This window comes from uncultured Martelella sp., assembly GCF_963677965.2.
GTDB lineage: Bacteria > Pseudomonadota > Alphaproteobacteria > Rhizobiales > Rhizobiaceae > Martelella > Martelella mangrovi.
The window spans coordinates 1,981,692-2,007,136 of the sequence record NZ_CAXXFM010000001.1; the positions used below are offsets into that span (position 1 = coordinate 1,981,692).

General features: G+C 60.1%; 22 protein-coding genes. 17 read left to right on the forward strand and 5 right to left on the reverse strand.

What is annotated here, in order from left to right:
• Window positions 1-11 precede the first annotated feature (11 nt).
• On the forward strand, window positions 12-707 hold the full coding sequence (locus ACHZCU_RS09385) for a GntR family transcriptional regulator (protein WP_319518569.1): 696 nt from the start codon (window positions 12-14) through the stop codon (window positions 705-707).
• A gap of 94 nt (window positions 708-801) precedes the next feature.
• Window positions 802-1,944, forward strand: coding sequence for a mandelate racemase/muconate lactonizing enzyme family protein (locus ACHZCU_RS09390; RefSeq protein ID WP_319518570.1), 1,143 nt, complete (start codon window positions 802-804; stop codon window positions 1,942-1,944).
• Between the two features lie 529 nt (window positions 1,945-2,473).
• Here ACHZCU_RS09390 and ACHZCU_RS09395 read toward each other — a convergent pair.
• Both ACHZCU_RS09395 and ACHZCU_RS09400 read right to left on the reverse strand, forming a co-directional pair.
• Window positions 2,474-2,968, reverse strand: a complete 495-nt coding sequence (locus ACHZCU_RS09395; protein ID WP_319518571.1) for an FCD domain-containing protein — start codon at window positions 2,966-2,968, stop codon at window positions 2,474-2,476.
• Between the two features lie 67 nt (window positions 2,969-3,035).
• A complete protein-coding gene (locus ACHZCU_RS09400) occupies window positions 3,036-3,809 on the reverse strand; it encodes an FCD domain-containing protein (RefSeq protein ID WP_319518572.1) in 774 nt (257 codons plus the stop codon).
• Between the two features lie 173 nt (window positions 3,810-3,982).
• Between ACHZCU_RS09400 and ACHZCU_RS09405 the strand changes: the two genes are divergently transcribed.
• From ACHZCU_RS09405 to ACHZCU_RS09435, 7 genes are all read left to right on the forward strand, one after another.
• On the forward strand, window positions 3,983-4,996 hold the full coding sequence (locus ACHZCU_RS09405; RefSeq protein ID WP_319518573.1) for a D-2-hydroxyacid dehydrogenase: 1,014 nt from the start codon (window positions 3,983-3,985) through the stop codon (window positions 4,994-4,996).
• Between the two features lie 238 nt (window positions 4,997-5,234).
• Window positions 5,235-6,170: a sugar ABC transporter permease gene (locus ACHZCU_RS09410; RefSeq protein WP_319518574.1), complete on the forward strand. Its 936-nt coding sequence runs from the start codon at window positions 5,235-5,237 to the stop codon at window positions 6,168-6,170.
• 3 nt (window positions 6,171-6,173) lie between these two features.
• Complete coding sequence (locus ACHZCU_RS09415) at window positions 6,174-7,052, forward strand: carbohydrate ABC transporter permease (RefSeq protein WP_106311532.1); 879 nt, start codon at window positions 6,174-6,176, stop codon at window positions 7,050-7,052.
• A gap of 105 nt (window positions 7,053-7,157) precedes the next feature.
• A complete protein-coding gene (locus tag ACHZCU_RS09420; protein WP_319518575.1) occupies window positions 7,158-8,435 on the forward strand; it encodes an ABC transporter substrate-binding protein in 1,278 nt (425 codons plus the stop codon).
• 92 nt (window positions 8,436-8,527) lie between these two features.
• A complete protein-coding gene (locus ACHZCU_RS09425) occupies window positions 8,528-10,615 on the forward strand; it encodes an alpha-amylase family protein (protein WP_319518576.1) in 2,088 nt (695 codons plus the stop codon).
• Between the two features lie 47 nt (window positions 10,616-10,662).
• Entirely contained in the window at window positions 10,663-11,730 is a 1,068-nt protein-coding gene (locus tag ACHZCU_RS09430; protein ID WP_319518577.1) for a sn-glycerol-3-phosphate ABC transporter ATP-binding protein UgpC, read from the forward strand.
• 108 nt (window positions 11,731-11,838) lie between these two features.
• Window positions 11,839-12,708, forward strand: coding sequence for a 2-hydroxy-3-oxopropionate reductase (locus tag ACHZCU_RS09435; protein WP_319518578.1), 870 nt, complete (start codon window positions 11,839-11,841; stop codon window positions 12,706-12,708).
• 132 nt (window positions 12,709-12,840) lie between these two features.
• Here ACHZCU_RS09435 and ACHZCU_RS09440 read toward each other — a convergent pair whose 3' ends face one another.
• On the reverse strand, window positions 12,841-13,659 hold the full coding sequence (locus ACHZCU_RS09440; protein WP_319518579.1) for an alpha/beta hydrolase: 819 nt from the start codon (window positions 13,657-13,659) through the stop codon (window positions 12,841-12,843).
• Between the two features lie 498 nt (window positions 13,660-14,157).
• Between ACHZCU_RS09440 and ACHZCU_RS09445 the strand changes: the two genes are divergently transcribed.
• The 8 genes from ACHZCU_RS09445 (at window position 14,158) to ACHZCU_RS09480 (ending at window position 22,603) form a co-directional block, all read left to right on the forward strand.
• Complete coding sequence (locus ACHZCU_RS09445; protein ID WP_319518580.1) at window positions 14,158-14,631, forward strand: RidA family protein; 474 nt, start codon at window positions 14,158-14,160, stop codon at window positions 14,629-14,631.
• A 443-nt stretch (window positions 14,632-15,074) separates the two neighbouring features.
• Window positions 15,075-15,830, forward strand: coding sequence for an ABC transporter ATP-binding protein (locus ACHZCU_RS09450; protein ID WP_319518581.1), 756 nt, complete (start codon window positions 15,075-15,077; stop codon window positions 15,828-15,830).
• Window positions 15,831-15,850: 20 nt separating this feature from the next.
• Window positions 15,851-16,696, forward strand: coding sequence for an ABC transporter permease (locus tag ACHZCU_RS09455; RefSeq protein WP_106311550.1), 846 nt, complete (start codon window positions 15,851-15,853; stop codon window positions 16,694-16,696).
• Window positions 16,697-16,813: 117 nt separating this feature from the next.
• The gene (locus tag ACHZCU_RS09460) at window positions 16,814-17,803 is read left to right on the forward strand and encodes an ABC transporter substrate-binding protein (protein WP_319518582.1); all 990 of its coding nucleotides are present in this window, start codon (window positions 16,814-16,816) and stop codon (window positions 17,801-17,803) included.
• A gap of 141 nt (window positions 17,804-17,944) precedes the next feature.
• The gene (locus ACHZCU_RS09465) at window positions 17,945-18,715 is read left to right on the forward strand and encodes an isochorismatase family protein (RefSeq protein WP_319518583.1); all 771 of its coding nucleotides are present in this window, start codon (window positions 17,945-17,947) and stop codon (window positions 18,713-18,715) included.
• Window positions 18,716-18,873: 158 nt separating this feature from the next.
• Window positions 18,874-20,148, forward strand: a complete 1,275-nt coding sequence (locus ACHZCU_RS09470) for an MFS transporter (protein ID WP_319518584.1) — start codon at window positions 18,874-18,876, stop codon at window positions 20,146-20,148.
• A gap of 21 nt (window positions 20,149-20,169) precedes the next feature.
• Window positions 20,170-21,504, forward strand: a complete 1,335-nt coding sequence (locus tag ACHZCU_RS09475) for an amidase (protein WP_319518585.1) — start codon at window positions 20,170-20,172, stop codon at window positions 21,502-21,504.
• 127 nt (window positions 21,505-21,631) lie between these two features.
• Window positions 21,632-22,603 (forward strand): LysR family transcriptional regulator, encoded by a 972-nt coding sequence (locus ACHZCU_RS09480; protein WP_319518586.1) that lies wholly within the window; start codon window positions 21,632-21,634, stop codon window positions 22,601-22,603.
• A gap of 180 nt (window positions 22,604-22,783) precedes the next feature.
• On the opposite strand, the gene ACHZCU_RS09485 is transcribed toward ACHZCU_RS09480, so the two are convergent.
• Entirely contained in the window at window positions 22,784-23,899 is a 1,116-nt protein-coding gene (locus ACHZCU_RS09485) for a mandelate racemase/muconate lactonizing enzyme family protein (RefSeq protein ID WP_319518587.1), read from the reverse strand.
• A gap of 73 nt (window positions 23,900-23,972) precedes the next feature.
• On the reverse strand, window positions 23,973-25,445 hold the full coding sequence (locus ACHZCU_RS09490) for an NAD-dependent succinate-semialdehyde dehydrogenase (RefSeq protein ID WP_319519772.1): 1,473 nt from the start codon (window positions 25,443-25,445) through the stop codon (window positions 23,973-23,975).

Below are 25,445 nucleotides of genomic sequence, written 5' to 3' on the forward strand. Positions count from 1 at the left end.
GGACAAAGACCGTGACGGATGAAAGATCAGAAGGGACGCCGCTGGCCCCGCTTCATGTCGATGCACATATGAACTTGCGCGATCACGTACATCAATCGCTGCGCATGGCGATCATTTCCGGCCGTTTCGAAAAGGGCGTGAGGCTGAATGAGCGACGGCTGGCCGAGGACCTTGGCGTCAGTACGACCCCCGTCAAGGAAGCCTTGCGACAGCTTGCCGCCGAAGGATTGATCGAGGTCAGACCGCGCCGTGGCCTGATCGTCTGCTTCGACCGGGCGTTTGCCGAGGAAATGATCATGGCGCGCGCCGCGCTCGAAAGCACGATCGCGGCACTGGCGGCTGCCCGCATCACCGACGCGCAGCGACAAAAGCTGCGGGAGGTTGTCGTGGACATGGAAAAGGCGACGAAGGGTGCAAATGCCGACCTTCTGGTGGAACTCAACACCGTCTTCCACAATGTCATCCATGACGCATCGCGCTCGGTTCACATGACCCATCTCGTCGATCTGCAGATGTTCTACGACAAGAGCGCCCGTCGGGTGATCCACGATGACGCGTCGGAGCGGGCGCGCGCCCTGGAAGAGCACCGACAGATTGCCGCGGCCATCATCGACGGCGATCCCGAACAGGCCGAACAGGCCATGCGCAACCATGTCCGGCGTTCGGGCGAGCACTATATGAAGACGGTTTTTCCGCAAGACAGATAAACGGTTTGCAGCCGGCCGCCTGAAGGCTGATGCGCGGCTGTGCAGGAAATCGCTCCGGCAACATTGCATTGCCGGGGCCTATGGGAGCGAGACAATGAGAATATCCAGACTGGAAACCTTCATGCAGCGGGTCGATGAGCGCCCGCGCCTGCTCGTCAGGATCGAAACCGACGCGGGTATCGTCGGCTGGGGCGAGGCCTATAATCACGGCCCCGACAAGGCGCTCTCCCCGGTCATCGACTATCTTTTTGAGCAGTTCAGAAACGACGATCCGCGCCGCGTCACCTTCATCAACCAGAAGCTCATTCAGCAGTCGCGCTTTCCGCCCGGTGCACTCGGCCTTGCCGCAATTGCAGCCATCGACCATGCGCTCTGGGATATTGCGGCAAAGGCCGCGGGCGTTCCCGTCTATATGCTGCTCGGCGGCCATGTTCGCGATCGGGTTCGCGTCTATTGCGGTGTCTACAGCGCCCCCGATCCGGAAGAAGCCGTTCCAGCGATCCTGAAGCTTAACGCCGACTACGGCTTCACGGCATTCAAGCTCAGCCCCTACCGGCGCAACCTCTATAACGGGCGATGGGGAGCACTGTGTGAGGAAGCAGGCAATTATCTGGGCGAGCTACGGCGGCGCCTGCCGACCGATTTCGAATTCTGCTTCGATGCCCATGCCAAGATCTACGAACCCAATCAGGCGTTGCAGCTTGCAAAGGCTCTGGAACCGCATGATCCGCTGTTTCTGGAAGAGCCGATCCGGCCCGAACACATTCCGGCCTGGGGCGCGCTGCGCCAGCAGATGGGCACGGTGCCGCTGGCAACGGGGGAATCGCTCTACAGCCGCTATGAGTTCCTGGCGCTTCTCAATGCCCGCGGCGCCGATATCATCCAGCCCGACATCTGCGTTGTCGGCGGCCTGACAGAGATGCGCCGGATCGCCGACCTCGCCGACGCCCACTATGTCAGCGTCGCACCTCACAACCCGATGGGTCCGCTGGCAACGGCGCATAACGTGCATTTCTGCGCGGCACAGGTGAACTTCCGCTTCCTCGAATACAAGTTCGCCAAGGAAGCCGCCTGGGCAAAGGACCCGTATATCCCCGTCGACGGCCATCTCGATCTGCGCCCCGATCGCCCCGGCTGGGGTATCGAAATCGACGAAAGCGGATTGAAGCAGGACGACTACATCCACTGGGAACGCGTCATGGCCACCAAGCCGGACGGTTCGACGGCCTACCCGTAACCCTCTCTCCCCCGGGCGGACCGCACCAGGCAGACTGCCCAAATCGAAGCCGGTTCTTCAGGACCGGCTTCCGATGTTCCGACCTCCAGCACCATCAGCATGGTATCCTTGACAACTGACCCTACCGGAAAAATACCGGTGGCCACCGTTCAGCTACACCACGTCCTGGGATATGGATCTTTGATTTTCTGCTGTCGCCCATCGGGTTCGGACGACAACAAAAAATCCAGACCGGGAGTGTCTACGAAGCTCGGAGCTATTCACTGATTGATGATTGCTGTCCCTGATTGCGAAACCGCAAACCCACAAGCTAAATGTGAGACGCACGGGACGCAACTCACGGCATGAGACTACGCTGCCGCAAGTGCCTCGAAGAGGTGTTCAGCCGGATCAAGGCGCATATGCCGGGTTCGCCGGGGACAAGGTCCGGAGCAGATCGAAAGTCGCGGCTGTCTTCGGCTTCGCAAACGCAGCCTGTAATCTCGTCAGACCGCCCAAACTATCGCCGCTGTCGTTTTGCAGCAGCCGGCTAGATCGGCTCTGCTTCCAGCTCAAGTTCCCGTTCCTCGTTGGCCCAGTGAAAGGTCGACTGGCGGCATTTGGTGAGGTGGAGGCGCATGGCGTCGCGGGCGCTTGCTTCGTCTTGCGCGGCAATCGCTTCGAATACCGCGCGATGCTGGTTGCGGATCGCCTGGTTCTTTTCCTGCCGGTCGGTCGTGCTCGGCGCGATGGCCAGAAGCATTCCCTTGTAGATCGTGTCGCGAAGGCGCTCGAGACTCATCAAGAAGAAGCTGTTTTTCGTCGCCCGGGCGACAAGGAGATGAAACCGGAAGTCCAGTTCGAACGAATATTCCGAAGCCGCATGCGTGGTTTCGAGCCGGTTCATCGCCTCGCGGATATCCTTCAGATCACGGCTTGTCCTGTTGCGTGCCGCCATCGCCGCGGCTTCTCCCTCCACGCCCATCCGGTACTCGTAACAAAAGGCCCGATTGCCAAGCGGTACCAGTAACCTGTTTTCCTCCATGGTGCGATCCTCCACCTCATCGCTCGCGCGCCGGTCGGAATTTTGCCAATTCTTGGAGCGCGTACTGCTATCCTAGTACCCCCTGGTGCCCATGCAAAAATCTGTTGTGCACCCAGCGGATGTGATGCCGCATCAGCCTGCACGCTTCGTCCTTGTTCCGGTTTCCGATGGCAACGACAACGCTGCGATGTTGGTCCTCGACCGTGTCCAGGAAATCCGCCTCGAACAGGGAAAGGCTCCAGGTCAGGTTCATCGACAGCATCATCTGACGGCGTAGCGATAAAAGCGTGTTGCGGTAGAAAGGGTTTGCCGATGCCTCTGCGACCTGAACATGAAAGGCGAAGTCGCGGCCGGCATTTTTCTCATCGGCGGCAGCGCGGGGCATATCGACGAGCCGATAAAGGGAATCCAGCTGCTCCTGGGTGCGCCGCTCGGCGGCCAGTGCTGCAGCTTCTCCCTCGACGCCTTCACGGAAACTTGCCAGGGGGCCGAGATCGGCGATGCTGGAAATCGAAGGGTATTCAGTTTCCGGCGCTATCTCCCGGACCACGAAACTTCCGGAGCCGCGCCGCGACTGAATGAGACCTTCACTGCGCAACCGCTTCAGCGCCTCGCGGATGACGGGCCGTGACACGCGGAATTGCGCCGCCATGTCCTGCTCCGAAGGGAGCCGCCCGTTCGTCGCCCATGCGCCGCCCTGGATCAGCGGAAGCATCTCCTCGTAAACGGTATCGGAGAGTTTGTAGGTCGTTTCGCTGTCGGTCAATTCGTCACCCGTATTCGCAAGCCGGCTCGCACTTGGGATCAAAGGCGTTTTTCCGCCTCGCATTCCGTCGATCACCGCTTTTGCCAATTATACATGAGACAAAGCGCAAGGCGCGTCAATTATAGGCATATAGCAAGAATGTTGTAAATGTTGTTATTATTTGATAATAAAACGTAGCCTTGTAATCAAACATTCCGTGTCGGAATGACTGAAATTGGGGTATTCATGTTCAGCGCCTTGGTCACACGATGACGGCAACCTCATCCACACAGGCTTGCGACGTTCTGGTTTCTGCCGCATTGCCGTTTTCACAGGACCAGTGGAACCGGCTCCTGCAGGCGTTTCACGGCAAGGCGGTCGCGGTCGTTAATCCGCAGGACGATGCGGCCATGACTGCTGCGCTGGCGATGGCCCGCATCGCCATCATCGCCACGGATCTGGATGACAGGTTTCTGCGCGCGCCGCATCTTGAATGGGTGCATTGCGATCACGCCGGGCTGAACAGGTCGGCGCGATCCGAAGTCTTCGAACGCGGTCTGGCCGTGACCGGATCTGCCGGACGGTCGGCGCCGGCTCTTGCCGAACATGCCATGCTTATGGCGCTGATGCTGGCGCATCGATCCTGGATTTTTCTGGCGGCCCAGGCGCGTCAGGAATGGCTTCGCAGCCCGGAAATCGGGCAATTGTGCGCGCTTTCGGGGCGATGTATGGGGATCGTCGGCATGGGCAATACCGGGCGGGAGCTCGCCCGGCGCGCGAAGGCCTTTGGCATGACGGTTCTTGCCTATCGCCGACGTGATCAGGAAAAGGATGAAGGCGTCGACGAGATCTACAGCAGCGACCGGGGTGACCAGCTCGCAGACATGCTTGTGCGCTGCGACGTCCTTATTCTCTGCCTCTCGCTGTCGGACGCAACGACCGGCCTGATTGGCCGCGAGGAACTTCTGCATCTTCCACGCGGTGCGTTGCTCGTCAACATGGCGCGAGGCGAGGTCGTCGATCAGCATGCGCTCGTTGATCTGCTTGAAGAGGGACATCTGGCCGGCGCCGGGCTTGATGTTACCGCTCCGGAGCCGCTGCCTGCCGGGCATCCGCTCTGGTCGGCGCCCAATACGTTGATCACGCCGCATTTCACGCCGCCCGTACCCGACCGTTCCGAGCGCTCGCTGGAGATCATCCTCGAAAATATCCGGCGCTTTGATGCCGGAGAGACGATGATCAACCTTCTGCGTCAGGAGGATGCCTACACGGCCGACGCATAACGGCGGCTGGCGCCGGAATATACATTTATCAATGTGTGTTGACAAATAATTACAAATATAGCAGGTTTTGCCAAACCGGATAGCTTCGGCGAAGGAGGACAAGCCGACGTCCGGAGAACACGAACCACATTCAGGAAAAATGGCGAAGACGAGCGAAGCACTGGGCTTCCGGCTCATGCGCTGTGTTTTCCCGGGTGGTGACAGGAGAGCGCGCCGTCGCGCTTTGATGGGAGGGGAAATGTCTGTACAAGACGCGGGAAGGGGGCTGCGGGTGAGGAAACCCGCCAGGCGCAGGTTGAAGGCGCGGGATTTCGAGGGGTATCTGTTTCTGCTGCCCTGGTTCCTCGGCCTCATCATCCTGACGGCCGGGCCGTTGCTGTCGTCGCTCTATCTGTCTTTCACGCGCTTTGACATGCTCAGCATGCCACAGTGGCTCGGCTTGCAGAATTACATCGATCTTTTCACCTACGATCCGAGCTATCGGGCCGCGCTGAGCGTGACACTGACTTATGTCGTTCTGGGCGTTCCGACCAACCTCGCCTTCGCGCTGTTGGTCGCCGTGATGATGAACCAGAAGGTTCATGGCGTCGGCCTTTTCCGTGGCATCTACTACTTGCCCTCCCTGTTGGGAGGCAGCGTCGCGATTGCCGTCATGTGGCGGCAATTGTTCGGCGGCGATGGCGTGATCAACTCATTCCTCGCCGTGTTCGGAATAGATGCGCCGAACTGGATCTCGCATCCCTCCTACGCCATCTACACCCTGATCATCCTGCATGTTTGGCAGTTCGGATCATCGATGGTGATCTTCCTGGCGGGTTTGCAGCAGATCCCGAGGGAGCTTTACGAAGCTGCGGAGATAGACGGCGCGAGCACCATGCAGAAATTCTGGGGCGTCACGATCCCGATGCTGACCCCGGTCATCTTCTTCAACCTCATTCTGGGCGTCATCAACTCGTTCCAGGCCTTCACCTCCGCCTACATCATCAGCGGCGGGTCGGGAGGACCTTCGGACTCCACGCTCTTTTACACGCTCTACCTCTACCAGGAAGGGTTCACCCGCTTTCACATGGGTTACGCCTCGGCCATGGGCTGGATCCTCCTCGTCATCATCGGTGCAATCACGGCGTTGAACTTCTGGGGTTCGCGGCATTGGGTCTTCTACGGCGACAATTGAATCATGACAGACACAGCGATCGAACACCAAACCATACGTCTCCGCCGCCGCGCCCCGATCAGGGCAAGAACCTTCTGGGCATATGGCGGCCTGATCTTCGGCGCGCTCATCATGCTCTATCCGCTGCTGTGGATGCTGATGAGCTCGTTCAAGCCGGATGCCCTGATTTTCGCCCAACCGACCTCACTGCCCACGAAACTCGATCTCACCAATTACGTCAAAGGATGGTTTGCAACGGACCCGAGTTTTGGCCGGTACTATATCAATTCCTTCATTGTGTGCCTGGGCGCGGTAATCGGCAACGTCTTCGCGTGCTCGCTGACGGCGTTCGCCTTTGCGCGCCTCAATTTTCCGCTGAAGAAAACGCTGTTCGCGATCATGATGATGACTTTGATGCTGCCGCATCACGTCATCCTCATTCCGCAATACATCCTGTTTTCGAAACTCGGCTGGGTGAATACCTATCTGCCGCTGATTGCGCCGAAATTTCTGGCAACCGATGCGTTTTTCATTTTCCTGATGGTCCAGTTCATTCGCGGCATCCCGCGTGAACTCGACGAAGCCGCCACGATCGATGGATGCGGCATGTTTCGCATCTTCGTCGAAATAATCTTTCCATTGCTCACGCCGGCTCTGGTGACCACCATCATCTTCACCTTCATCTGGACCTATAACGACTTCTTTTCGCAGCTGATCTACCTGACTTCGCCGAATACGCTGACGGTGCCCGTCGGATTGCGTTCGCTCATCGGGAATTCGGGTGGCGTCTATGGTCAGTTGCTGGCGATGTCCGTCCTCAGTCTCGTTCCGACCTTCATCGTCTTCATGGTGTTTCAAAAACGCCTGGTCGAGGGGATCAGCACATCCGGGCTGAAAGGATGACCGTGGTGGGAGGCCACGGAACCGGCGGGGCCGACCTCGCCGGAACAGCAAAAGGGAGGAATTGAAATGCCTGTAAATCGTTACGGATTGTATACGGGGCCGACAATGCCCCGAAGGGCGCTGCTCAAAGGTGCTGCCGCACTGGGAACCCTTGCCGCTTTCGGCGGGTCGAAGGCCCTTTCCCAGAGCGACGCGGTGCGCTTTGCCATCAACGGCAGTGCCGACAAGCTCAGAATCCGGGGAGAATCGGTCGCCTTGTTTGCCGAGACGCATCCGGAAATTCCGGTCGTTTTCGAGGGAACGCCGAGCGCTGCCTATCCTGACAAGATGACCGCGATGATCGCGGGCGGCGATGCGCCGGATGTGTTTGCGACCGGGCCTGCCGACCTGGCGCAGTATGGCACGCGTGGTGTGATCAAGCCCCTGGACGAATTTGTGCCCGACATCATTCATGCTGATCGCTATGCGCCCTCCGTGCTCGATCTGGGCCGGATCGACGGCAAGCTCTACGGACTGCCGATCGCGGTGAGCACGCAGTGCATGGGCTATAACCAGACGGCCCTGGAACAGCTGGGCATGGAGCTGCCGGCCGAGGGGTTCACCTATGAAAGCTTCGGTGAATTCTGTGCCGAAATCCACAAGGCCGACAATTCGCTCTACGGGTGTCAGGACGGTGGCGCGTTTCTCTGGGACTTCATCCGGAAACTGCGATCTGAGGATCGTGTGCTGGTCGAAAACAACAAGCTGGCCGTTTCGGTCGATGACGTCGCGGAATGGCTGAATTTCTGGGAGGAAATGCGCAAGACGGGCGCGGCCGTACCGGCCGATGTTCAGGCCGCCTACGGTTTCGGCGAATGGACCAACGCCCCGATGGTCCTGGGCAAGGCGCTGTTCGCCACCATGTTCACCCAGGATCTGAAGAGCGGCATGCAGGCCTTGACCGAGGATGAACTGGCGATGATGGCCCCTCCCGGCTGGGGGACGGCGCAGAACAATGGCTGTTATCCGTTGCCGTCGAGTTCGCTGTCGATGAGTGCTGCCAGCAGGCTGCAGGACAACGCGGCATTCGTTATGGACTGGTTCTGTACTTCACCCGAATCCGGACGGATTCTCGGCCTCATCAGCGGACCGCCGGCTTCGAATACGCAGCTCGCGGCCGTCAAGGAACTGCCAACGCTCGACCGGCTTGACAGGAACGTCCTCGACTACACCGAAACGGCACTCGCGACGGCGAAACCGGCTCCTCCGGCTTCACGCGCGGAAAACGTTTTGCGCGACCTGATGAAGAAGGTCAACGAAGACGTCGGCTTCGGCCGTTCGAGCCCGAAAGAGGCTGCCGAGGAATTCGTCAAGCGCGGCAACAGCGCAATCCGGCGCGCCTGATTTCATCGAACCGGCCGGCCGCTGTGTTTTACCGGGCAGCGGCCGGACACCATCGCCGCCCTTTCATTTTCCACCTTCAGGATGTGTTTTCCATGTCGTCAGTCAGTAGCAGAAATCCCGCAAAAACAGCGTCTCCCGAGACCGGAACCGAGGGGTGGTGGCGCCATCCCTTTTCGGTGTTCCAGTCGAACCTCCAGGAAGTCGACGCGACGATGGATGTCGAACGCGCGCTCGACATCATCGAGGCACAAGGCGCGGATACCTGGCTGATCAACACCGCCGGCATCGTTTCCTTTTATCCGACGGAATTGCCCTTCCAGACGCGCAGTCCATTTCTCGTCGATCGCGCCTCGGGCGACATGATCGGCGACGCGATCGCCGCCGCACACAGGCGCAATGTCAGGGTGATCTGCCGTTGCGACTTTTCGAAGGTCTCCTCCCGGATCGCCGCGGAACATCCGGACTGGCTCTACCTCTCTCCGAAAGGCGAGCGGCAGGTCTACAACACCCTCTACAGCTGCTGCCCCGCCGGCGATTATTATCAGGAGCGCTCCATAGAGGTTGTCGACGAAATTCTTGCCCGCTATCCGGCCGACGGGTTTTTCTTCAACTGGTTCATCTTTCCCGAGTTCGACTACAGCCGTGTCTATCATGGTCCGTGTCACTGCGCGAAATGCCAGGCATCCTTCGCCGAATTCAGCGGCGGCAAGTCGCTTCCGAGCGGTCCGGACGACGAAACCTACGCCGAATGGCGACGCTTTGGGCACAAGGTCATCCGAGACCTTTGTATCCGGATCGGCGCGCATATCCGCAAGAAACGGCCGGAGGCTGCACTCGTGCTCAACCGCGAGGGAGCCGACGTCATCTACCACGAGGCCAACAATGCCTTTGGCCGTGATCTGTGGCCGCACATCACCTCGGAATCGGTCGGCGCGCATGCAACGGCCTTTCCCGAAGTGCCTGTCATGGTGAATTCGGTGACCTTTGTCGACATGCCCTACCGCATGGCCGGCGAGCAGCCTGAAAGCTTCGCGCAATATCTGCTGCAGGCGATTGCGCGCGGCGGCAATCCCTCGACCTACATCATGGGCGCGCCGGGGCGCATACCCTATGCCAGCCTGCCGGTTGCAGGCGAGATCCAGAGATTTTTCCGGGATCATCATGACGTTTATGAGGGGCTCGGCCCTGCATCGACGGTCGCACTGGTGCGGCCGAACCTGGTCCGCAGCGCGGTCATGGGGCACATGGCGAGCGCCTCCGAGTTCCAGGGGCTTTTTTCGGGTTTGAAAGAGTGCGGCCTGCCATTCGATGTGCTGTCGAAAGACCATATCGCGCGGATCGGCAGCGAGGGCGGGCTCGGGCGGTTCAGCCTGATCATACTGCCCGACGTGGGAGAGATCGGCAGGGATGCGGCCGAGGCGCTCGATGCGTTCGTGCGTGCCGGCGGTCACGTGGTTTTGACGGGCGGAAGCGCCATCACCGCGGAGGGCGAGAGCGAGCTTGCCACGGGGCCGGCAGTCATGCAGTCCGGCGCCCCGCTGGAGGGCGACGCGCTCTGGTCGAGCTATGTGACGGATGTGGATCAGCCCGATGCCGGCGACTACCGCCTGGCGGCACGGGTGGTGCCGGTCTATGGCAGCTATGCCGATTATGTCTGGAAACCCAGGGCCGAACGGATCGGGCGGTATATTCCGCAAGCGCCTTATGGTCCGCCGGAAAAATGCTACGGCCATATGCCCGGCGACCGTCCGGCGGCCATGCGTCTGGTCAGCGGCGGTTCAGTGACGCAGTTTCCCTGGACGGTGGGCCATACCTATCGCGAATTCGGCACGACCGAGGTGCGCGATTTCCTGCAGGACACCATCGCCGGCTTCGCGAAACCCGAAATCATCTCCGATCTGCCCGAGCAGGTGGAAATCATCGCCGGCCGCTCGGCCGCAGGTCTGGTCATCCACGTTGTCAACCAGACGGGCGTGAAGACGCGCGCCTTCGGTCCGCATGTAACGCTCGGGCCGTCCCGCATCCGTATCCGGGGCGGCAGGGGACCGGCGCAGCTTCTTCGGGCCGGTGAGTCGGTCGCTGGCCATAATGAGGGAGACGAACTGGTGATCGACCTGCCGAAACTCGAACTCTTCGAGGTCATCGTCCTTGCGGGCGAACCTGAAGGGGCGACGTCGTAACGCGGGAGCCAGGCAATGAAGTCAACAAGCAGAAGGGGGGAAGCGCTGTGGCCAAGGTATTGATTTCGGATGTCGAGAAATATTACGGCGCCTTTCAGGCCATGAAGGGTATTTCCGTCGATATCGAAGATGGCGAATTCGTTGTGCTCGTCGGCCCCTCGGGGTGCGGTAAGTCAACGCTCTTGCGGATGATCGCAGGCCTTGAGGAAATCACATTCGGCACCATCGACATCGGTGGCACCGTCGTGAACGATCTGCCGGCGAAGAACCGGAACATCGCCATGGTGTTCCAGAACTATGCCCTTTATCCGCACAAAACCGTTGAACAGAACATGGGCTTCTCGCTGAAGCTGGCAAAGGTTCCCAAACAGGAAGCGCATGCCAAGGTTTTGCAGGCAGCCGAGATTCTTGGCCTGACCGACCTTCTCGATCGCTATCCGCGGCAATTGTCCGGCGGCCAGCGACAGCGTGTCGCCATGGGGCGGGCCATCGTTCGTTCTCCGAAGGTCTTTCTGTTCGACGAACCCCTGTCCAATCTCGATGCGAAGCTTCGCGTGCAGATGCGTGCCGAAATCAAGGAGCTTCACCAGAAGCTTCGGACCACGACCATCTACGTCACCCACGATCAGGTCGAGGCCATGACCATGGGCGACAAGATCGTCGTCATGCGTGATGGCATCATCGAGCAGATCGGTTCGCCTCTCGACCTTTACGATCAGCCCCTGAACACCTTCGTGGCATCCTTCATCGGCAGCCCTTCCATGAATCTGATCCCGGGTGAAACGACGGCCGACGGGTTTCGAACGACCGGCGGCGTGTTGTTACCCGTGCCGTTTGCGGCCGGAAACGGCGCCATTTACGGCGTGCGACCCGAACATCTGCAACTGGACGATGACGGCGTGGAAATGACGGTCACGGTGGTCGAGCCAATCGGCTCCGAGGTGCAGATCCATGGCCGGATCGGTGACTTCCCGGTCGTCGCCGTGCTCAAGGATCGGGTCATGCCCGACCCCGGCTCGACAATTCGGGTCGGGCCGAAACTGGAGGCGGTCCATATCTTCGACGCGGATGGCGACGTCATCGAAAGACCGGTTTTTGAGACCGTTTCCGTCTGACGAAGACGGTTTCTGGTCGTTGGCGGGGTGCTGCGCGCCGGCGCTTGTTGCGGAACAGGCCCGCCGCCGGAACGCCCAAGAACCTGAATGGATGAAAGGCATCTGAACATGAAAATTGGTTTCATCGGATTGGGCGTCATGGGGCGCCCCATGGCGGGACATCTGATCGAAGCGGGCCACGAGGTTTCGCTTCATCGCGTAAAGGATGTCAGCCGTTTCCTCGTCGAAAAAGGCGGTGCGGAGGCTGCCAGTGCAAGAGCGGCAGTCGAAGGCGCGGATGCTGTCATCCTGATGCTGCCGGATACGCCCGATGTCGAAGCCGTGCTTTTCGGCGAAGGTGGCGTGGCCGAGGGGCTGCCCAGGGGCGCGTTGGTGATCGACATGAGCTCGATTTCACCCGTGGCGACCAAGGACTTCGCCAAGCGGATCGAGGCCGCCGGAGGGCTATGGCTGGACGCGCCTGTTTCAGGTGGCCAGGCGGGGGCCGAAAAGGCCGCCCTGACGATCATGTGCGGCGGCTCGGACGAGGCCTTCGCCATGGCAAAACCTCTCCTCGAGACAATGGGAAAACGCATCACCCTTGTCGGCGGCGTCGGGGCAGGGCAGACCGCCAAGGTCTGCAACCAGATCATCGTCGGCCTCACGATCCAGGCGGTTGCCGAGGCGCTGACCCTCGCCGAGGCCGCCGGCGCCGATCCCGCAATGGTGCGCGAGGCCCTGATGGGCGGCTTTGCCGACAGCACCATTCTGAACGTCCACGGCAAGCGGATGATCGACAAGGCTTTCGAGCCCGGTTTCCGAATTGGCCTCCACCGCAAGGACATGTCTCTGGCCGTCGACGCGGCCCGGGCGCTGGACCTGGCATTGCCCAACACCGCCACGGTGCAACACCTCATGAACGCGGCGGTCGGACGCGGCGAAGGCGACCTCGATCACGCCGCCCTGATCCGAACCCTCAAGGACCTGTCAGGCCGGTAACGCATCGCCGGAACCAAAAAAGGAATACGATCCTGAAAAGCAACCAACCCCGGATGTCTTTCGGTGCGGTTTGTTGGCGCAAATCGACCCGCCGGGATCGTGATTGAAAGATCGCCACTTGATCCTGGCGGATCAGGAGATCGCTTCGAGGAATTCGGCCAGCAGTCTGTTGAACGTCTGCGTCTCCTCGCGATGGGCGGCATGTCCTGTCCCGGCGAGCCGGATCGGCTTGCCCGTCCAGATATTTCGGTAAGAGAGACTGTCGATATAATCGAGATTGACGACGGGATCGTCAGCGCCATTTACGATCAGCAGGGGGATTGCCGTCGTTTCGGCCAGCTTACGCTGGTCGCTGGGGTTACCGGCCTGTGTGTCTTCCATCATGTATTGCCGCGCCCGGCCGTCGGTGCGGCGGATCGCGGCCAGGAATGTTTCATCTTTCTCGTCCTTTGCGCCGAGCGCCATCCTGGCAATCATTCCGACCTGTTCTTCGGTAATCTCCAGGCTGCCGGTATAGGCCATGTCGGGGCTCGGCACGAAACCGGCGATCAGTCCCTCGACGCTGTTTTCGACCGGTGGCGTGCCAAAAATAGCGGTGCCGGCAATTGAAGTCTCGTCGCGCGCCAACAGTTCCAGCGCGACATGACCGCCGAGCGAGTGACCGAGAAGCATGTATCGGGTTACGCCGATTTCGGCCAGCAGTTCGGACACGGCGGATGCATAGCCGCTCATGCTGTAGCTTCGGCGTGGGTCTTTCGCATCCGATGACGCACCATGGCCGGGAAAGTCGATGGCGATGGTCCGATGTGTATTCCCGAATGCCGCGATCTGAGGCGCAAAGCTCTCTTTGCAAATAGAGTTGGCGTGCAACATCACCACCGCGAGACCATCGGCGCGACTATCGTAAAAAGCTATTCTGCCGTGTGATGTATCGAAAAACTGTTCTTCCATATGCTCTCCCGAGACTTACTCCATGACTATCATGCTGAAGCGCAGACGAGAAGCTTTTCGCAACCTGAGTGTTGTAAAATATGCCGAAGAAACCGGCATGCGTCTTCGGGAGCCGATCTCAAGAACGGCGACGACCATTTGCTCTCGACGCAACGGACCAGTCGGGCGTTCTTGTGGGTGTTCATTCGGAGCGCCAAACGTCCACGGGCATCATTCTTCTCATGATTTCAAAGGTGGGAAGAAATTGCCATCCGGCGTCAGACTTCGACGGACCAAATCTCAGGAGTTCACTGCGACGCCTGCTGCATAAGTCCGGCGGTGTTACCAACACGCGATCGTAAGCAGCGCCGGAAAAAACAGTGCCTGTTGGTCAAAAAACGGGCGTCGCGCGATGCCTTCTCCTTGCCGGGCTCCCTTGCCGCAAATGTCGGCACGCTTCTTGCTCGTTTCAGCGCGATCGCTTTTGATCATGAGATCCGCTGATACAAGGAGAACAATGTGGAAACTTCCGGAATTGAACACAAGCTGCAGTCAATTGGCCTCGAGCTGCCAACGTCGTCTCCGTCTCGGGCCAATTTTCTGCCGTACAAGCAAAGCGGCAGTTTGCTCTTTCTTGCCGGACAAATCTGCGAATGGAATGGCGTGCCGCAGTTTTTCGGGCCGGTGAAAGACGGTTACGATCTCACGGAGGCCAAGAAGGCTGCCGAAATGTGTGCCCTCAACCTACTGTTCAACATCAGGCAGGCTGCCGGTTCCCTCGATAATGTCGTATCCGTCCTGCGTCTCGGCGCCTTTGTTTCAGCACCTTCCGGCTTTCCGGATGGCCCGAAAATTGCCGATGGGGCATCGGAGCTGTTCATCAATCTCTTTGGTGAAAGCGGTCGCCATGCCCGCACGGCCGTCTGCGTTTCAAGCCTGCCTGCCAATGCATTGGTGGAAGTCGACGCGATCGTCGAGATAAAGGCAGGATGAAAAATTGCGGAAGGCGCGGCGCCGTGTGACAACGCCTTCCGCAATCATCTGCCTATGGCGCCGTCTAATTTTTCGGCAAGCATAAAAAATAGCCATTAGCGCAGCTAATTTCATATTCTAACGTGTTGCAAACACGTGCAAATCGTCGGCACCTCCTGCCGGTACCTATGCTTAGACGATAGTCACCCCTCAAAAAAGATCAGCCTTCTGCCGCCCCATCCTTCCGGCTTGGTGACCGTCGTCGCGATCATGATGTGCTGCGATACACGGTTAATCTATTAAGTATATGAAAATAAAGTAAATTTTAGTTTGGCACAGGACTTGCAAGGTTGGTGGCAGCAGATTGTTTCGCAAATAGCAAGGCTGATAATTCGGTTAGGCCGCATCCGTTCACGGAGATTGAAATGTACCCCAATGTTAAACTGAGTTTGGAAAATCTATCGATGGTCTTCGAGACCAAGGACGGCCCGTTTCAGGCTTTGGCGCCAGTGAACCTCGATGTTTCTGCCGGTCGTTTCATCAGCCTCATCGGGCCGTCCGGTTGCGGCAAGAGTACAATCTTCAACATTGTCGCCGGACTTCAGCCGCCCACAACGGGGCGGGTGCTGATCGACGGCGAAGATGCGACCGGCCAGATTGGCCGTGTCGGTTATATGCTGCAGAAGGACCTGCTCTTGCCTTGGCGCACGGTGCTCGACAATGTGGCGCTTGGCATGGAAATCCAGGGGATGCCGATCCGCGAAGCCCGCGAACGTGCCCATCCCTATCTTGCGCGCTATGGGCTCGGTGGCTTCGAAAACCAGTATCCGAATTCGCTTTCGGGCGGCATGCGCCAGCGCGCTGCGCTGCTGCGTACCCTGCTGCTCGACAATGACGTCGTGCTGCTTGACGAACCCTTTGGCGCGCTTGATGCGCAGACCAAGCGGCAAATGCAGGAATGGCTGTTGCAGATCTGGTCGGACTTCAACAAAACCGTGCTTTTCGTCACTCACGATATCGACGAGGCCATCTACCTCTCCGACGAGATCTGCGTCATGGGAACGCGCCCCGGCCGCGTCGTCAAACGCATGGAAACGCCGCTCGAACGCCCCCGCAAACGTTCGATCGTTGTCGAGCCGGCATTCATTGACCTTAAACACCATTGCCTCGACCTGCTCGATACCAGACCCGAGGACAGCGCCCTCGAAGCCGCCGAGTGAGCACAGAAAGGCCCACGAGAATGATACAAGCCATCACACAAACCATTTCGAAACTTCAGCCCGGCGCCACGCCCAGACGCGGCTATCGCAAGCTTCCGGTTGCAAGGGTTTGGCCAAGCTGGGCCATCGCTCTCGCTCAGGTCGGTATTGTAATCGTCCTGATCGCTTTATGGGAGGTCGGCGCGCGCACCGGCTTTGTCGATGCCTTCTTCTGGTCGCAGCCCTCGGCCATCTGGGCCACGGCAAAGACCTTCTTCACCAGCGGCACAGCCTTCATCGACATCAGCTTCACCTTCCGCTCGACCCTGCTCGGCTTTTTCTTCGGGACGTTGATTGGATCTGCCATTGGCCTGTCCTTCTGGTGGTCGAAGAATTATGCCGCCATCGCCCAACCCTACATCATCTGCTTTGAATCGCTGCCAAAACTGGCGCTGGCACCGTTGGTGGTGTTGATTTTCGGCATGGGCCTTGCTTCCAAGGTCGCGATCGCCATCGCGCTCACTGTCGTCGTATCGACACTGACCACCTATTCCGGGGTCAAGACGCTCGATCGGGATTCCGAACGGTTGTTTTATTCGCTCGGCGCCAGCCGTTGGCAGGTCTTTACCAAATTCGTCGTCCCGTCCTGCCTTCCGTGGATCATCTCGGTGCTCAGGGTCAATATCGGCCTGGCGCTGACCGGCTCCATCGTTGGCGAATTCATCTCCTCCCAATACGGTCTCGGTCGCACGATCCTTTACGCCGGCCAGACCTATGAAATCGCGCTCGTATGGGTCGCGGTCGCCGTTCTCTCCGCGCTCTCGATCGTCATGTACATCGCCGTGTCCTGGCTTGAGAGCTGGCTGAGAAAGGGCGTGGTGCACTAGGCGCCGTCTGCCGACGGCAGGAAAACGCCTGAACAAGCCCGCCGGTGAAGCGTGTCCGACAGAAGGCATGCCGGCGTGGCAGAATACCCACAACAACTCCCGAAACCGGAGACAAACATGAAGAAGCTTCTCAAAACCACATTCGCGGCTGTCGCACTGGTGACATCCGCTCTGTCCGGAGCTGCCGTTGCAGAGGAAATGGTGATTGCCGAGCCTGTCCACAGCATCGGCTATCTGCCGATGTATGTTGCGGTCCACAATGGTTACTTTGCCGAGGAAGACATCGAGCCGACGATCATGACATCGGAAGGCGGTGGCGCACATACCAATGCAGTGCTCACCAAACAGGCCTTCGCCTTCATCGGCGGCCCGGAACACAACGCCTTCGCCAAAGCCAAGGGCGCCGAGCTTCGCGCCGTTGTCAATGTCGTCAATCGCGGCAATGTCTATCTGGTCGCCCGTGCCGATGTGCCGGACCCGGCCGAGGGAGAAAGCATGAGCGATTACCTGAAGGGCAAGACCATTGCCACCGGCGCCTATGGCGGCACGCCCAACTCGATTACCCGCTACATTCTGGCAACGAATGAACTCGACCCGCAATCGGACGTGGTCATGCGCGAACTCGCGACAGCCGGCATCATGGCTGCCCTCAAGACAAAGCAGGCCGATATCGGCGTCCTGACGGAACCGATGCTGACGGCCGGTATCGAAGAAGGTCTTTGGAAAGAACCTTTCTACAATGTACCCAGGGAGCTCGGCCCATACACCTATTCAACCCTCAACATCCGTCAGGAATCGATCGAAAACGATCCCGAACTGGTGGAACGTTTCGTTCGGGCGATCTCACGTGGGCTGGCCTTTACCCACGATAATCCGGAACAGGCGGCCGAAATCGCGGCAATCGAATTTCCGACCATGGACCCCGAAGCGCTGAAGTCCACGCTGGACCGCGCCTTTGCCGATGACCTGTGGAGTGCCGACGGCGACATCGCGCCACAAGCCTGGGAGACCGGCAAGGCCGTGGTCATGGGAGCGGATATCCTCAAGCAGGACGTGCCCTATGAAGACATCATCGATCTGAGCTTCTGGGAAGATCTCCAGAACTGATCACTAGCGCGCGCGGGGCATACCGCCCCGGTCACAGACCGATTTCAGGACATTCAGAGTGTTTCAGCCGGCCTTCCTCAGGCACCGGAGCTGTTCTGCGCGCGCCCGAAAACCGAAACCACCTTTGAGAAAGACAGGCATATGAGTGAGAAAATCTGGGACAGGTTCCTGACGGAACGCGACAAGGACGTCTTTGCCGCCTCCGGATATGGTGCACGCGGCGGCTTCGGAAAACGGCCGGCCCTGCTTGTGGTCGACGTCAACTGGGCCTTCTGCAGCGAGGCGCCTGAGCCGATCCTCAAGGCAATCAGGAAATGGCGCAATTCGTGCGGCGAAGATGCCTGGGAAGCCATGCCCTATCTCAAATCCCTGATCGGGAAAGCGCACGACCGTGGCATTCCGGTGATCTATACCACCGGTGTGAGACGCGACGACAACTGGGATAGCGGCTCCTGGTCGTGGAAGAACGGCCGCTCGGCGGAAGACACGAAAAAGCCCGTCGAAACCAATCTCGACGGTAACGAAATCGTTTCTGAGATCGCCCCGGCGCCCCAGGATATAGTCGTTTACAAGCAGAAGCCCTCCGGCTTCTTCGGCACCAATCTCGCTTCCTATCTGACGCTTCTGGGATGCGACAGTGTCATCGTTACCGGCACGACGACATCCGGTTGTGTGCGCGCAACCGTCCTCGACGCCTTCAGCCTGAACTATCGTGTTGCCCTTGCCGAGGAAGGTTGCTTCGACCGCAGCCAGGCCAGCCATGCCATCAACCTGTGCGACATGAACGCAAAATATGCCGATGTCGTCAAAACGGCCGAGGTTCTCGCCTTCTTCGACACGATCGAGAAGGGGCAGTTCGATCTGCCGAAGGGCGCAGCCGTCAAGGCGCCGAACCTGACCCCGGCGGAATAACCGCCGGGAAAGCCTTCAAACGGTCGCCGGCCTTCCGGCAACCAGATACCATTGCCCGCCGCAACCCGTCCGGCCTCAAGTCAGTATCATTACCATGTCCCATTGTTCTTTCGCCTCGCCCCGGCGCGCAGCAACATCCGTTTTCAAGGCCTGACTGCATGCGACTGCTTTCCCGTTACTTTGATCCCTTTGCCAGGAATCCGCAGCTCATTATCGTTTGCGCAATGAGTGTCTTCGTCATGTCGGGCGTTGGCCTTGTCGCACCGATCCTTTCGGTTTACGCCAATACCTTCTCGGCCTCTGCCACCCTCGCCGGCATGATCATTACCCTCTTCGGCGTTGGACGGCTGATCATCAATCTGCCGGCCGGTCTCATGTCGCAATGGTGCGGCAAGCGTGCATTGCTGATTGCCGGTACGATCATTCTCGTGATTGGCGCTATCGGCGCGGCACTGGCCCAAACGCTGACAATGCTGGTGGTGAGCCGTTTCGTTCAGGGGATCGGCTCCGGCATCTACATGACCATTGCGCAGGCCATGATGGCCCAGATCGCGGCTCCCGAAGAACGCGGACGCACCATGGCGCTCTACCAGAGCGCCATTCTCATCGGCACGGGTATCGGCCCGATGGTGGGCGGCATGCTGGCCGGTCATTTCGGCCTCTCGGCTCCTTTCTGGGCCTATGCCGTTGTCTGTACCGGCGCTGCAATTCTTGCCTTTTTTCTGGTCGAACCCAAAGATGTCGCGATGGAAAATGCCGGCCAGCCCGGCGAACGGCAACGCAAGGCCGGCGTAAACCGCAAGCTTTTCATGGACCGGACTTTCTTTTTTATCGGCCTTGTCAGTTTTGGTATATTCTTTACCCGAACCGCATCGCAGTGGACGCTTGTTCCACTGATCGCCGCCACGCGATACGACATGAATATCGGAATGATTGGCCTTCTGCTGACGGTTCAGTCGCTTTCGAATTTCCTGGTTTTGCCGATCACGGGCAGCATGGTTGACAGGTTTGGCGCGCGCCCGCTGACCATTATTTCCGCGCTCATCATTGCGGCAAGCCTGCTGATGGTGGGGTTTGGTCCGAGTCCCGCCTGGCTTTGGGCGGGCATGGTGATCCTTGGTATCGGCGGCGGAATCAACGCCCCTTCCATCGTCTCCTATGCTGCCGATATCGCACCGTCGCAAAGCTACGGGCCGGCGATGGGCCTGTTGCGAACCTGGGGCGATGCCGGCTTTGTCACAGGTCCTATCGTGGTCGGAACACTTGCCGATGCCGGAGGTATCGGACCGCACGGAGGGATTGTCGCCAACAGCCTTCTGATGACCGTGGCAGGAATTGCACTTCTCATGATCGGTCGCAGCGCATCGCCGATCAACGAACCGGTCATCCGCAAACCCATCGAAGAAACATCCTATGCCCGCAAGCGGGCCTGAACTGAAGCAAAGGAAGAAGACATGAAAGAGGTCGCGTCATATATCTCGAAGGCGGAAGCCTTCAGGGCCGGTAGCAGTTCGCCCGTCGCCGTACTGGAAGAGTACCTCGCGACGATCGAGGCGCGTGAACCGGCTGTAAAGGCCTTCAAGGCGATGGCGATCGAACGTGCCCGCAAGGAGGCGGCGGCATCGCAGGCCCGCTGGAAGGCCGGTACGCCGCTCTCGCCGATTGACGGCATGCCCTTCGGCATCAAGGATATTCTCGAAACGGCGGACATGCCGACAGGTCAGGGGTCTCCGCTCTGGGAAGGCTTCGAGACCCGCCGCGACTGCGCTTCGGTTCAGGCGCTTCGTGACGCCGGAGCGCTCATCCTCGGCAAGACGACGACGACCGAGTTTGCCTCGCGCCCGCAATTTGCCGACACGACCAATCCCCACGATCCAACGCGCACGCCGGGTGGATCGAGTTCGGGCTCCTGCGCCGCCGTCGGTGCCGGTTTTGTTCCGCTGGCGCTTGGAACCCAGGTGGTTGGTTCGACGCTGAGACCTTCGAGCTATTGCGGCGTTATCGGCTACAAGCCGAGCATTGGCGGCTTCAACCGCGGCGGCTCTTATGACTACCTGAGCCATAGTTGCACAGGGTTGATCGGAGCGGCGCTTGAAGACATCTGGGCAACAGCGAAAGCACTTGTGGAACGCACCGGCGGCGATCCCGGCTATAGCGGTGTCACCGGGCCGACAGAGATTCCGGCAGCGCACCAGCCGAAAACGCTGCTGTTCCTGGAGACGGATGGCTGGGAGCGCGCCACGCCCGGTGCCAGAGCCGCATTCGAGGCGGCCTGTGCAAAGCTCAAGGCCGAAGGCTGCGAAATCATTACGGGCAAGGAAAACGATCGTATCGCTGCCATGGATGCGGCGATCAAGGACATCGCCAAGCTCTCCGAGGTGATACTCGGTTGGGAAGGACGCTGGCCCCTCAACGGCTACGCCAGGATTGATTCCGGCAAACTGCATCCTCTCGCTCTTGAACGTATCGAACGCAACAAATCACTGACGCTTGATGATTACAAGGCGGCGCTTGAAACCCGAAGCGCCCTGCGCGAACGCTATGCGGCCATGATCGAAAATGCCGACGCCGTCGTCACACTGGCTGCAACCGGCGCGGCGCCGAAGGGCCTGGACAGCACCGGCGATCCCGGTTTCAATATTCCTGCTTCGGTCCTCGGCGTTCCCGCCCTTTCCCTGCCTCTGCTTGAGGATGAAGGCATGCCTCTCGGATTGCAGTTGATCGGCAAGGTGAACGAGGATGCCGGCCTCTTTGCCCATGCAGGCTGGATCATCGAGAATTTCGGCTGACAAACGTCGCCACCGGCCTTGCGAGCGACGGCCGGTGGCCCGGTTTCACCGACAGGTGATTGTGCAACGCAGCAAAACGCGCTTTGATGGCAGTGCTCAATATGCGCATCGAAAGGCACATGACGCTATGTCGGATCCCACGGGCAATCTCGATTCCCGTCTCCTGGAAACCTATCTGGCCGTCTGCGATAGCGGCAGCATGACGGCGGCCGCCAAACGCCTTGGCCTGTCGCAAGGCGCAATCTCCCAGCAGATCGCCAGGCTGGAAAACATGCTGTCGCTTTCGTTGCTTGAACGGCATGGCCGGCATCTCCAGTTGACGCCTGCGGGGCGCAGCCTGCGTTTTCATGCCCGCCGCGTCATCGATGAGTTGCGCGAATGCGAACGCGCCATGCATACATTCGCCAATATCAGCTATCCGGTGATCTCGGTCGGCATTCTCGACACGCTCGGAAAGAACCTGATGAGCACCCTGGTCCAGACACTGGAACCGTTGGTGGAACAAATCCAGATCCGCGCTTCGGTCAACTACAATCATATCGAGGAACTGCACAACGGAACCGTTGACGTCATGATCACGGCCTACACGTTCGACCCTGCCGAGTATGATGTCTATCCGTTGGTCGATGAACCACTGGTGCTGTTGGCACCCAAGGGATCTGTCCAGAACAGAAACAATGTCGACCTCGAAGACCTTGCCAGCCGGCTGCCGATGATTCGGTTTGCCAATGCCCGCCGGCCAATGCGCAAACTTGCCGATGACTATCTCTTGAAACGTGGGATCACGGCAAGCCGCAGCATTGAGACCGATCAGTCGACATCAGTTCTGGTTTCGCTCAAGGAGCGTCAGGGCTTTGCCATTGTCTCGCCGTTCATGCTGCTCGATTCGCTGTTCGATCCTGCTACTATCGACGTGTTTACACTTCCGCCACCTGGGCCGGTTCGACGCATCAACCTCGTCACGCGGCCGGGCAGATTCGCCGATATTCCCTCGAATCTGGCCGCCAATTGCCGCCGCCACCTGCGGCGTGAGATCGAAACGCAGATCACTCCGCATCTGAACAATGCGCCGCGCCCGCAGATCCTCGAACAGGATTGACGTCTGTCCGGCAGCCGATTTTGTGATCTCGATGTGCTCCAGACGCTCCGGTGCAATCTCCCTTTTCTGCGCGTTTTCGAACCGCGCCGCATGGCCTGCATCCAGGGCGCTATCGCCAGAAACCGCAGAGGCGCCGGGGACGGCCCCGGACAGGCGCTGGGCGTGTCCAGGGGCGAGGGTTCATGGAGCGATCAGAGTAGCGCGGTCTTCGAAAGCCGTCGCGTCGACCTCGATCCCGAGGCCGGGCGTGTCGTCGAGCACGAGTTTGCCGTTTACGGGGCTGGCGGAGTTGCGAAATACTGGGCGCCCGCGTTCCCACATGTCGGCTAGTTCCACGGGTCGGGTCATGTTCATCTGTGCGGCCAGTACGTGCAGGTTGGCAAAATGCCCGACCGCCGGCTGCGTCTGATGCGGCACCAGTTCGACGCCGTGGGCAAAGGCCAGGGCGCCGCACTCTGTCAGGCCGGTGATGCCGCCCATCTTGACGATGTCGGGCTGGACCATTCGCACGCCGGCGCCGATCAGATCTTTAAGGGCCTGCAGCGTATAGGTCTGTTCCCCGGCAGACACGGTGATCGACAGACGCTGCGCCACTTCGCCCATGGCGGCGACGTGGTAATGTTGCACAGGCTCCTCGAACCAGGCATATCCCAGCTCTTCGAGCGCCCGGCCCACACGCATGGCGCCGCCCACGGAGTAGCCGTTGTTCGCATCGAATCCGATCACCGCGTCGGGGCCGAGAAGCTCGCGCACCGCTCGGGCCTTGGCGATATCGCCCTTTATGTCGACGTCGAGCCGGGTGCGGTCGCCGTCCCAGCGGATCTTTACCGCGGCCGGAGATTCGGCCTCGACCCGGCGGGCGACCTCGCGGACAACCTCGTCGACGCTGCGTGCCGCATTGCCGCCGATGGAAGCATAAAGCGGGAATTCCGTGCGCCAGGCACCGCCCAGGAGTGCATAGACAGGTTGGCCCAGAAGCTTGCCCGCCAGATCCCAGAGCGCGATGTCGCAGGCGGCCAGCGCCGATGTTGCGATCCCTTCCGGGCCGAGCTTCACCAGACGGTGGAACAGGGTGCCCAACAGCACGTTGCGCTCGAACACCTGCTGCCCGACGAGCGCCGGAGCGATGTGGCGGGCCATGATGTCGAGCGCCGGGCGCCCGCCCATCATGGGTGATGCCTCACCCCAGCCGACGGTGCCGTCCTCGGCTGTAATTTTCACAAAGGCACTGCGGGGCATCCATCCCGTGCCATCGCCCATTTCCACCTGAAATGCCTCAACCTTGCTGATTTTCATGGCGTCGCCTCCTCCTGCGCTATGCCGTGCCGCGACCGGTCCCGGTCGCCGATATTGTCCGTGTTGCGTCGTCCTACCACTCGGCTGCGATATACTGTACCTCGCAGAATTCCAGGATTCCGTGATGCGATCCTTCACGGCCGAGACCGCTTTGCTTGCTGCCGCCGAAGGGCGCGGCCGGGTCCGACACCACACCGCGGTTGAGCCCGACCATGCCACTGTCCATCGCTTCGGAGACACGCAGGCCGCGTGCCAGATCGCGCGTGTAGACATAGGAGATCAGGCCGTATTCCGTGCTGTTGGCACGGGCGATGGCCTCCTCCTCGGTGCGGAAAGTCGAGATGGCGGCAACGGGGCCGAAGATTTCGGCGCTGGTGATCTCGGCCCCATCGGGTACGTTGGCCAGCACGGTGGGCGGGAAGTAGAAGCCGGGCCGGTCCAGCGGCTTGCCGCCGGCAAGGCAATGCGCGCCCCTCGCGACTGCGTCCTCGACAAGTCCGCCAATGCGGTCCATGGCGTCGCGGTTGATGAGCGGACCGCAGCCGGTGGTCGCATCATAACCGACGTCGATCTTCAGCGCGTCCATGCGTTTGGCCAGCCCTTCGGCAAACGCATCGGCGATGTCACTGTGCACGAGGAAACGGTTGGCCGCGGTGCAGGCCTCGCCGCCATTGCGCATCTTGGCGACCATGGCGCCGTCGATGGCTGCATCCAGATCGGCGTCCTCGAAGACCAGGAAGGGCGCGTTGCCGCCAAGCTCCATGGAGCACGACACCACACAGTCCGAGGCTTCGCGCAACAGCACCCGCCCCACCTCCGTCGAGCCGGTGAAGCTCAGCTTGCGGACGCGCGGATCGTGCAGCATGGCGCTGACGGCGGTGCCCGAACGGCCTGTTGTCAGCACGTTGACCACGCCGTCGGGCACCCCGGCCTCGGCGTAGATTTCGGCCAGCGCATAGGCGGTCAGGGGGGTCTCGGTGGCGGGTTTCAGCACGCAGGTGCAGCCGGCGGCGAGGGCCGGTGCGATCTTGCGCGTGGCCATGGCGGCGGGGAAATTCCACGGCGTTACCAATACCGAGACGCCCATGGGCTTGTGCCCCACGAGAATGCGGTTGGCGCCCGATGGCGCGTTATAGAGTTCGCCGTTGAGGCGCACCGCTTCTTCCGCAAACCAGCGGAAAAATTCCGCCGCATAAGCGACCTCTCCCTTCGCATCTCCAAGCGACTTGCCGTTCTCGAGGCTGATAAGGCTGGCCAACATGGCGGCCCGCTCGGTCATCAGTTCATAGCAGCGGCGCAGGATTTCGCTGCGCTTGCGGGGCGGGGTGGCGGACCAGCCGGGCAGGGCGTCCTGCGCGGCGGTCACCGCGTCCAGCGCATCCTCGACCGAGGCGTTCTGGACTCTCGAGATTTCCTGTCCGGTGGATGGGTCGGTCACCGCGATGGGGTCGCCGCCCCGGCCCTTGATCCAGCGGCCGCCGATCCACAGATCGGTCGGAATGTCGGCGGGGTCGAAGCCGAGGATGGACGGAAAGGTCTGTGACAT

What these genes read in the sequence shown, in the direction of transcription:
- ACHZCU_RS09410 (WP_319518574.1), top strand. Translation starts at nt 5,235, where the DNA reads ATGTCTGTACAAGACGCGGGAAGGGGGCTGCGGGTGAGGAAACCCGCC.
- ACHZCU_RS09475 (WP_319518585.1), top strand. Translation starts at nt 20,170, where the DNA reads ATGAAAGAGGTCGCGTCATATATCTCGAAGGCGGAAGCCTTCAGGGCC.
- ACHZCU_RS09435 (WP_319518578.1), top strand. Translation starts at nt 11,839, where the DNA reads ATGAAAATTGGTTTCATCGGATTGGGCGTCATGGGGCGCCCCATGGCG.
- ACHZCU_RS09460 (WP_319518582.1), top strand. Translation starts at nt 16,814, where the DNA reads ATGAAGAAGCTTCTCAAAACCACATTCGCGGCTGTCGCACTGGTGACA.
- ACHZCU_RS09420 (WP_319518575.1), top strand. Translation starts at nt 7,158, where the DNA reads ATGCCCCGAAGGGCGCTGCTCAAAGGTGCTGCCGCACTGGGAACCCTT.
- ACHZCU_RS09470 (WP_319518584.1), top strand. Translation starts at nt 18,874, where the DNA reads ATGCGACTGCTTTCCCGTTACTTTGATCCCTTTGCCAGGAATCCGCAG.
- ACHZCU_RS09425 (WP_319518576.1), top strand. Translation starts at nt 8,528, where the DNA reads ATGTCGTCAGTCAGTAGCAGAAATCCCGCAAAAACAGCGTCTCCCGAG.
- ACHZCU_RS09415 (WP_106311532.1), top strand. Translation starts at nt 6,174, where the DNA reads ATGACAGACACAGCGATCGAACACCAAACCATACGTCTCCGCCGCCGC.
- ACHZCU_RS09455 (WP_106311550.1), top strand. Translation starts at nt 15,851, where the DNA reads ATGATACAAGCCATCACACAAACCATTTCGAAACTTCAGCCCGGCGCC.
- ACHZCU_RS09395 (WP_319518571.1), bottom strand. Translation starts at nt 2,968, where the DNA reads ATGGAGGAAAACAGGTTACTGGTACCGCTTGGCAATCGGGCCTTTTGT.
- ACHZCU_RS09480 (WP_319518586.1), top strand. Translation starts at nt 21,632, where the DNA reads ATGTCGGATCCCACGGGCAATCTCGATTCCCGTCTCCTGGAAACCTAT.
- ACHZCU_RS09465 (WP_319518583.1), top strand. Translation starts at nt 17,945, where the DNA reads ATGAGTGAGAAAATCTGGGACAGGTTCCTGACGGAACGCGACAAGGAC.
- ACHZCU_RS09450 (WP_319518581.1), top strand. Translation starts at nt 15,075, where the DNA reads ATGGTCTTCGAGACCAAGGACGGCCCGTTTCAGGCTTTGGCGCCAGTG.
- ACHZCU_RS09405 (WP_319518573.1), top strand. Translation starts at nt 3,983, where the DNA reads ATGACGGCAACCTCATCCACACAGGCTTGCGACGTTCTGGTTTCTGCC.
- ACHZCU_RS09390 (WP_319518570.1), top strand. Translation starts at nt 802, where the DNA reads ATGAGAATATCCAGACTGGAAACCTTCATGCAGCGGGTCGATGAGCGC.
- ACHZCU_RS09485 (WP_319518587.1), bottom strand. Translation starts at nt 23,899, where the DNA reads ATGAAAATCAGCAAGGTTGAGGCATTTCAGGTGGAAATGGGCGATGGC.
- ACHZCU_RS09490 (WP_319519772.1), bottom strand. Translation starts at nt 25,445, where the DNA reads ATGTCACAGACCTTTCCGTCCATCCTCGGCTTCGACCCCGCCGACATT.
- ACHZCU_RS09440 (WP_319518579.1), bottom strand. Translation starts at nt 13,659, where the DNA reads ATGGAAGAACAGTTTTTCGATACATCACACGGCAGAATAGCTTTTTAC.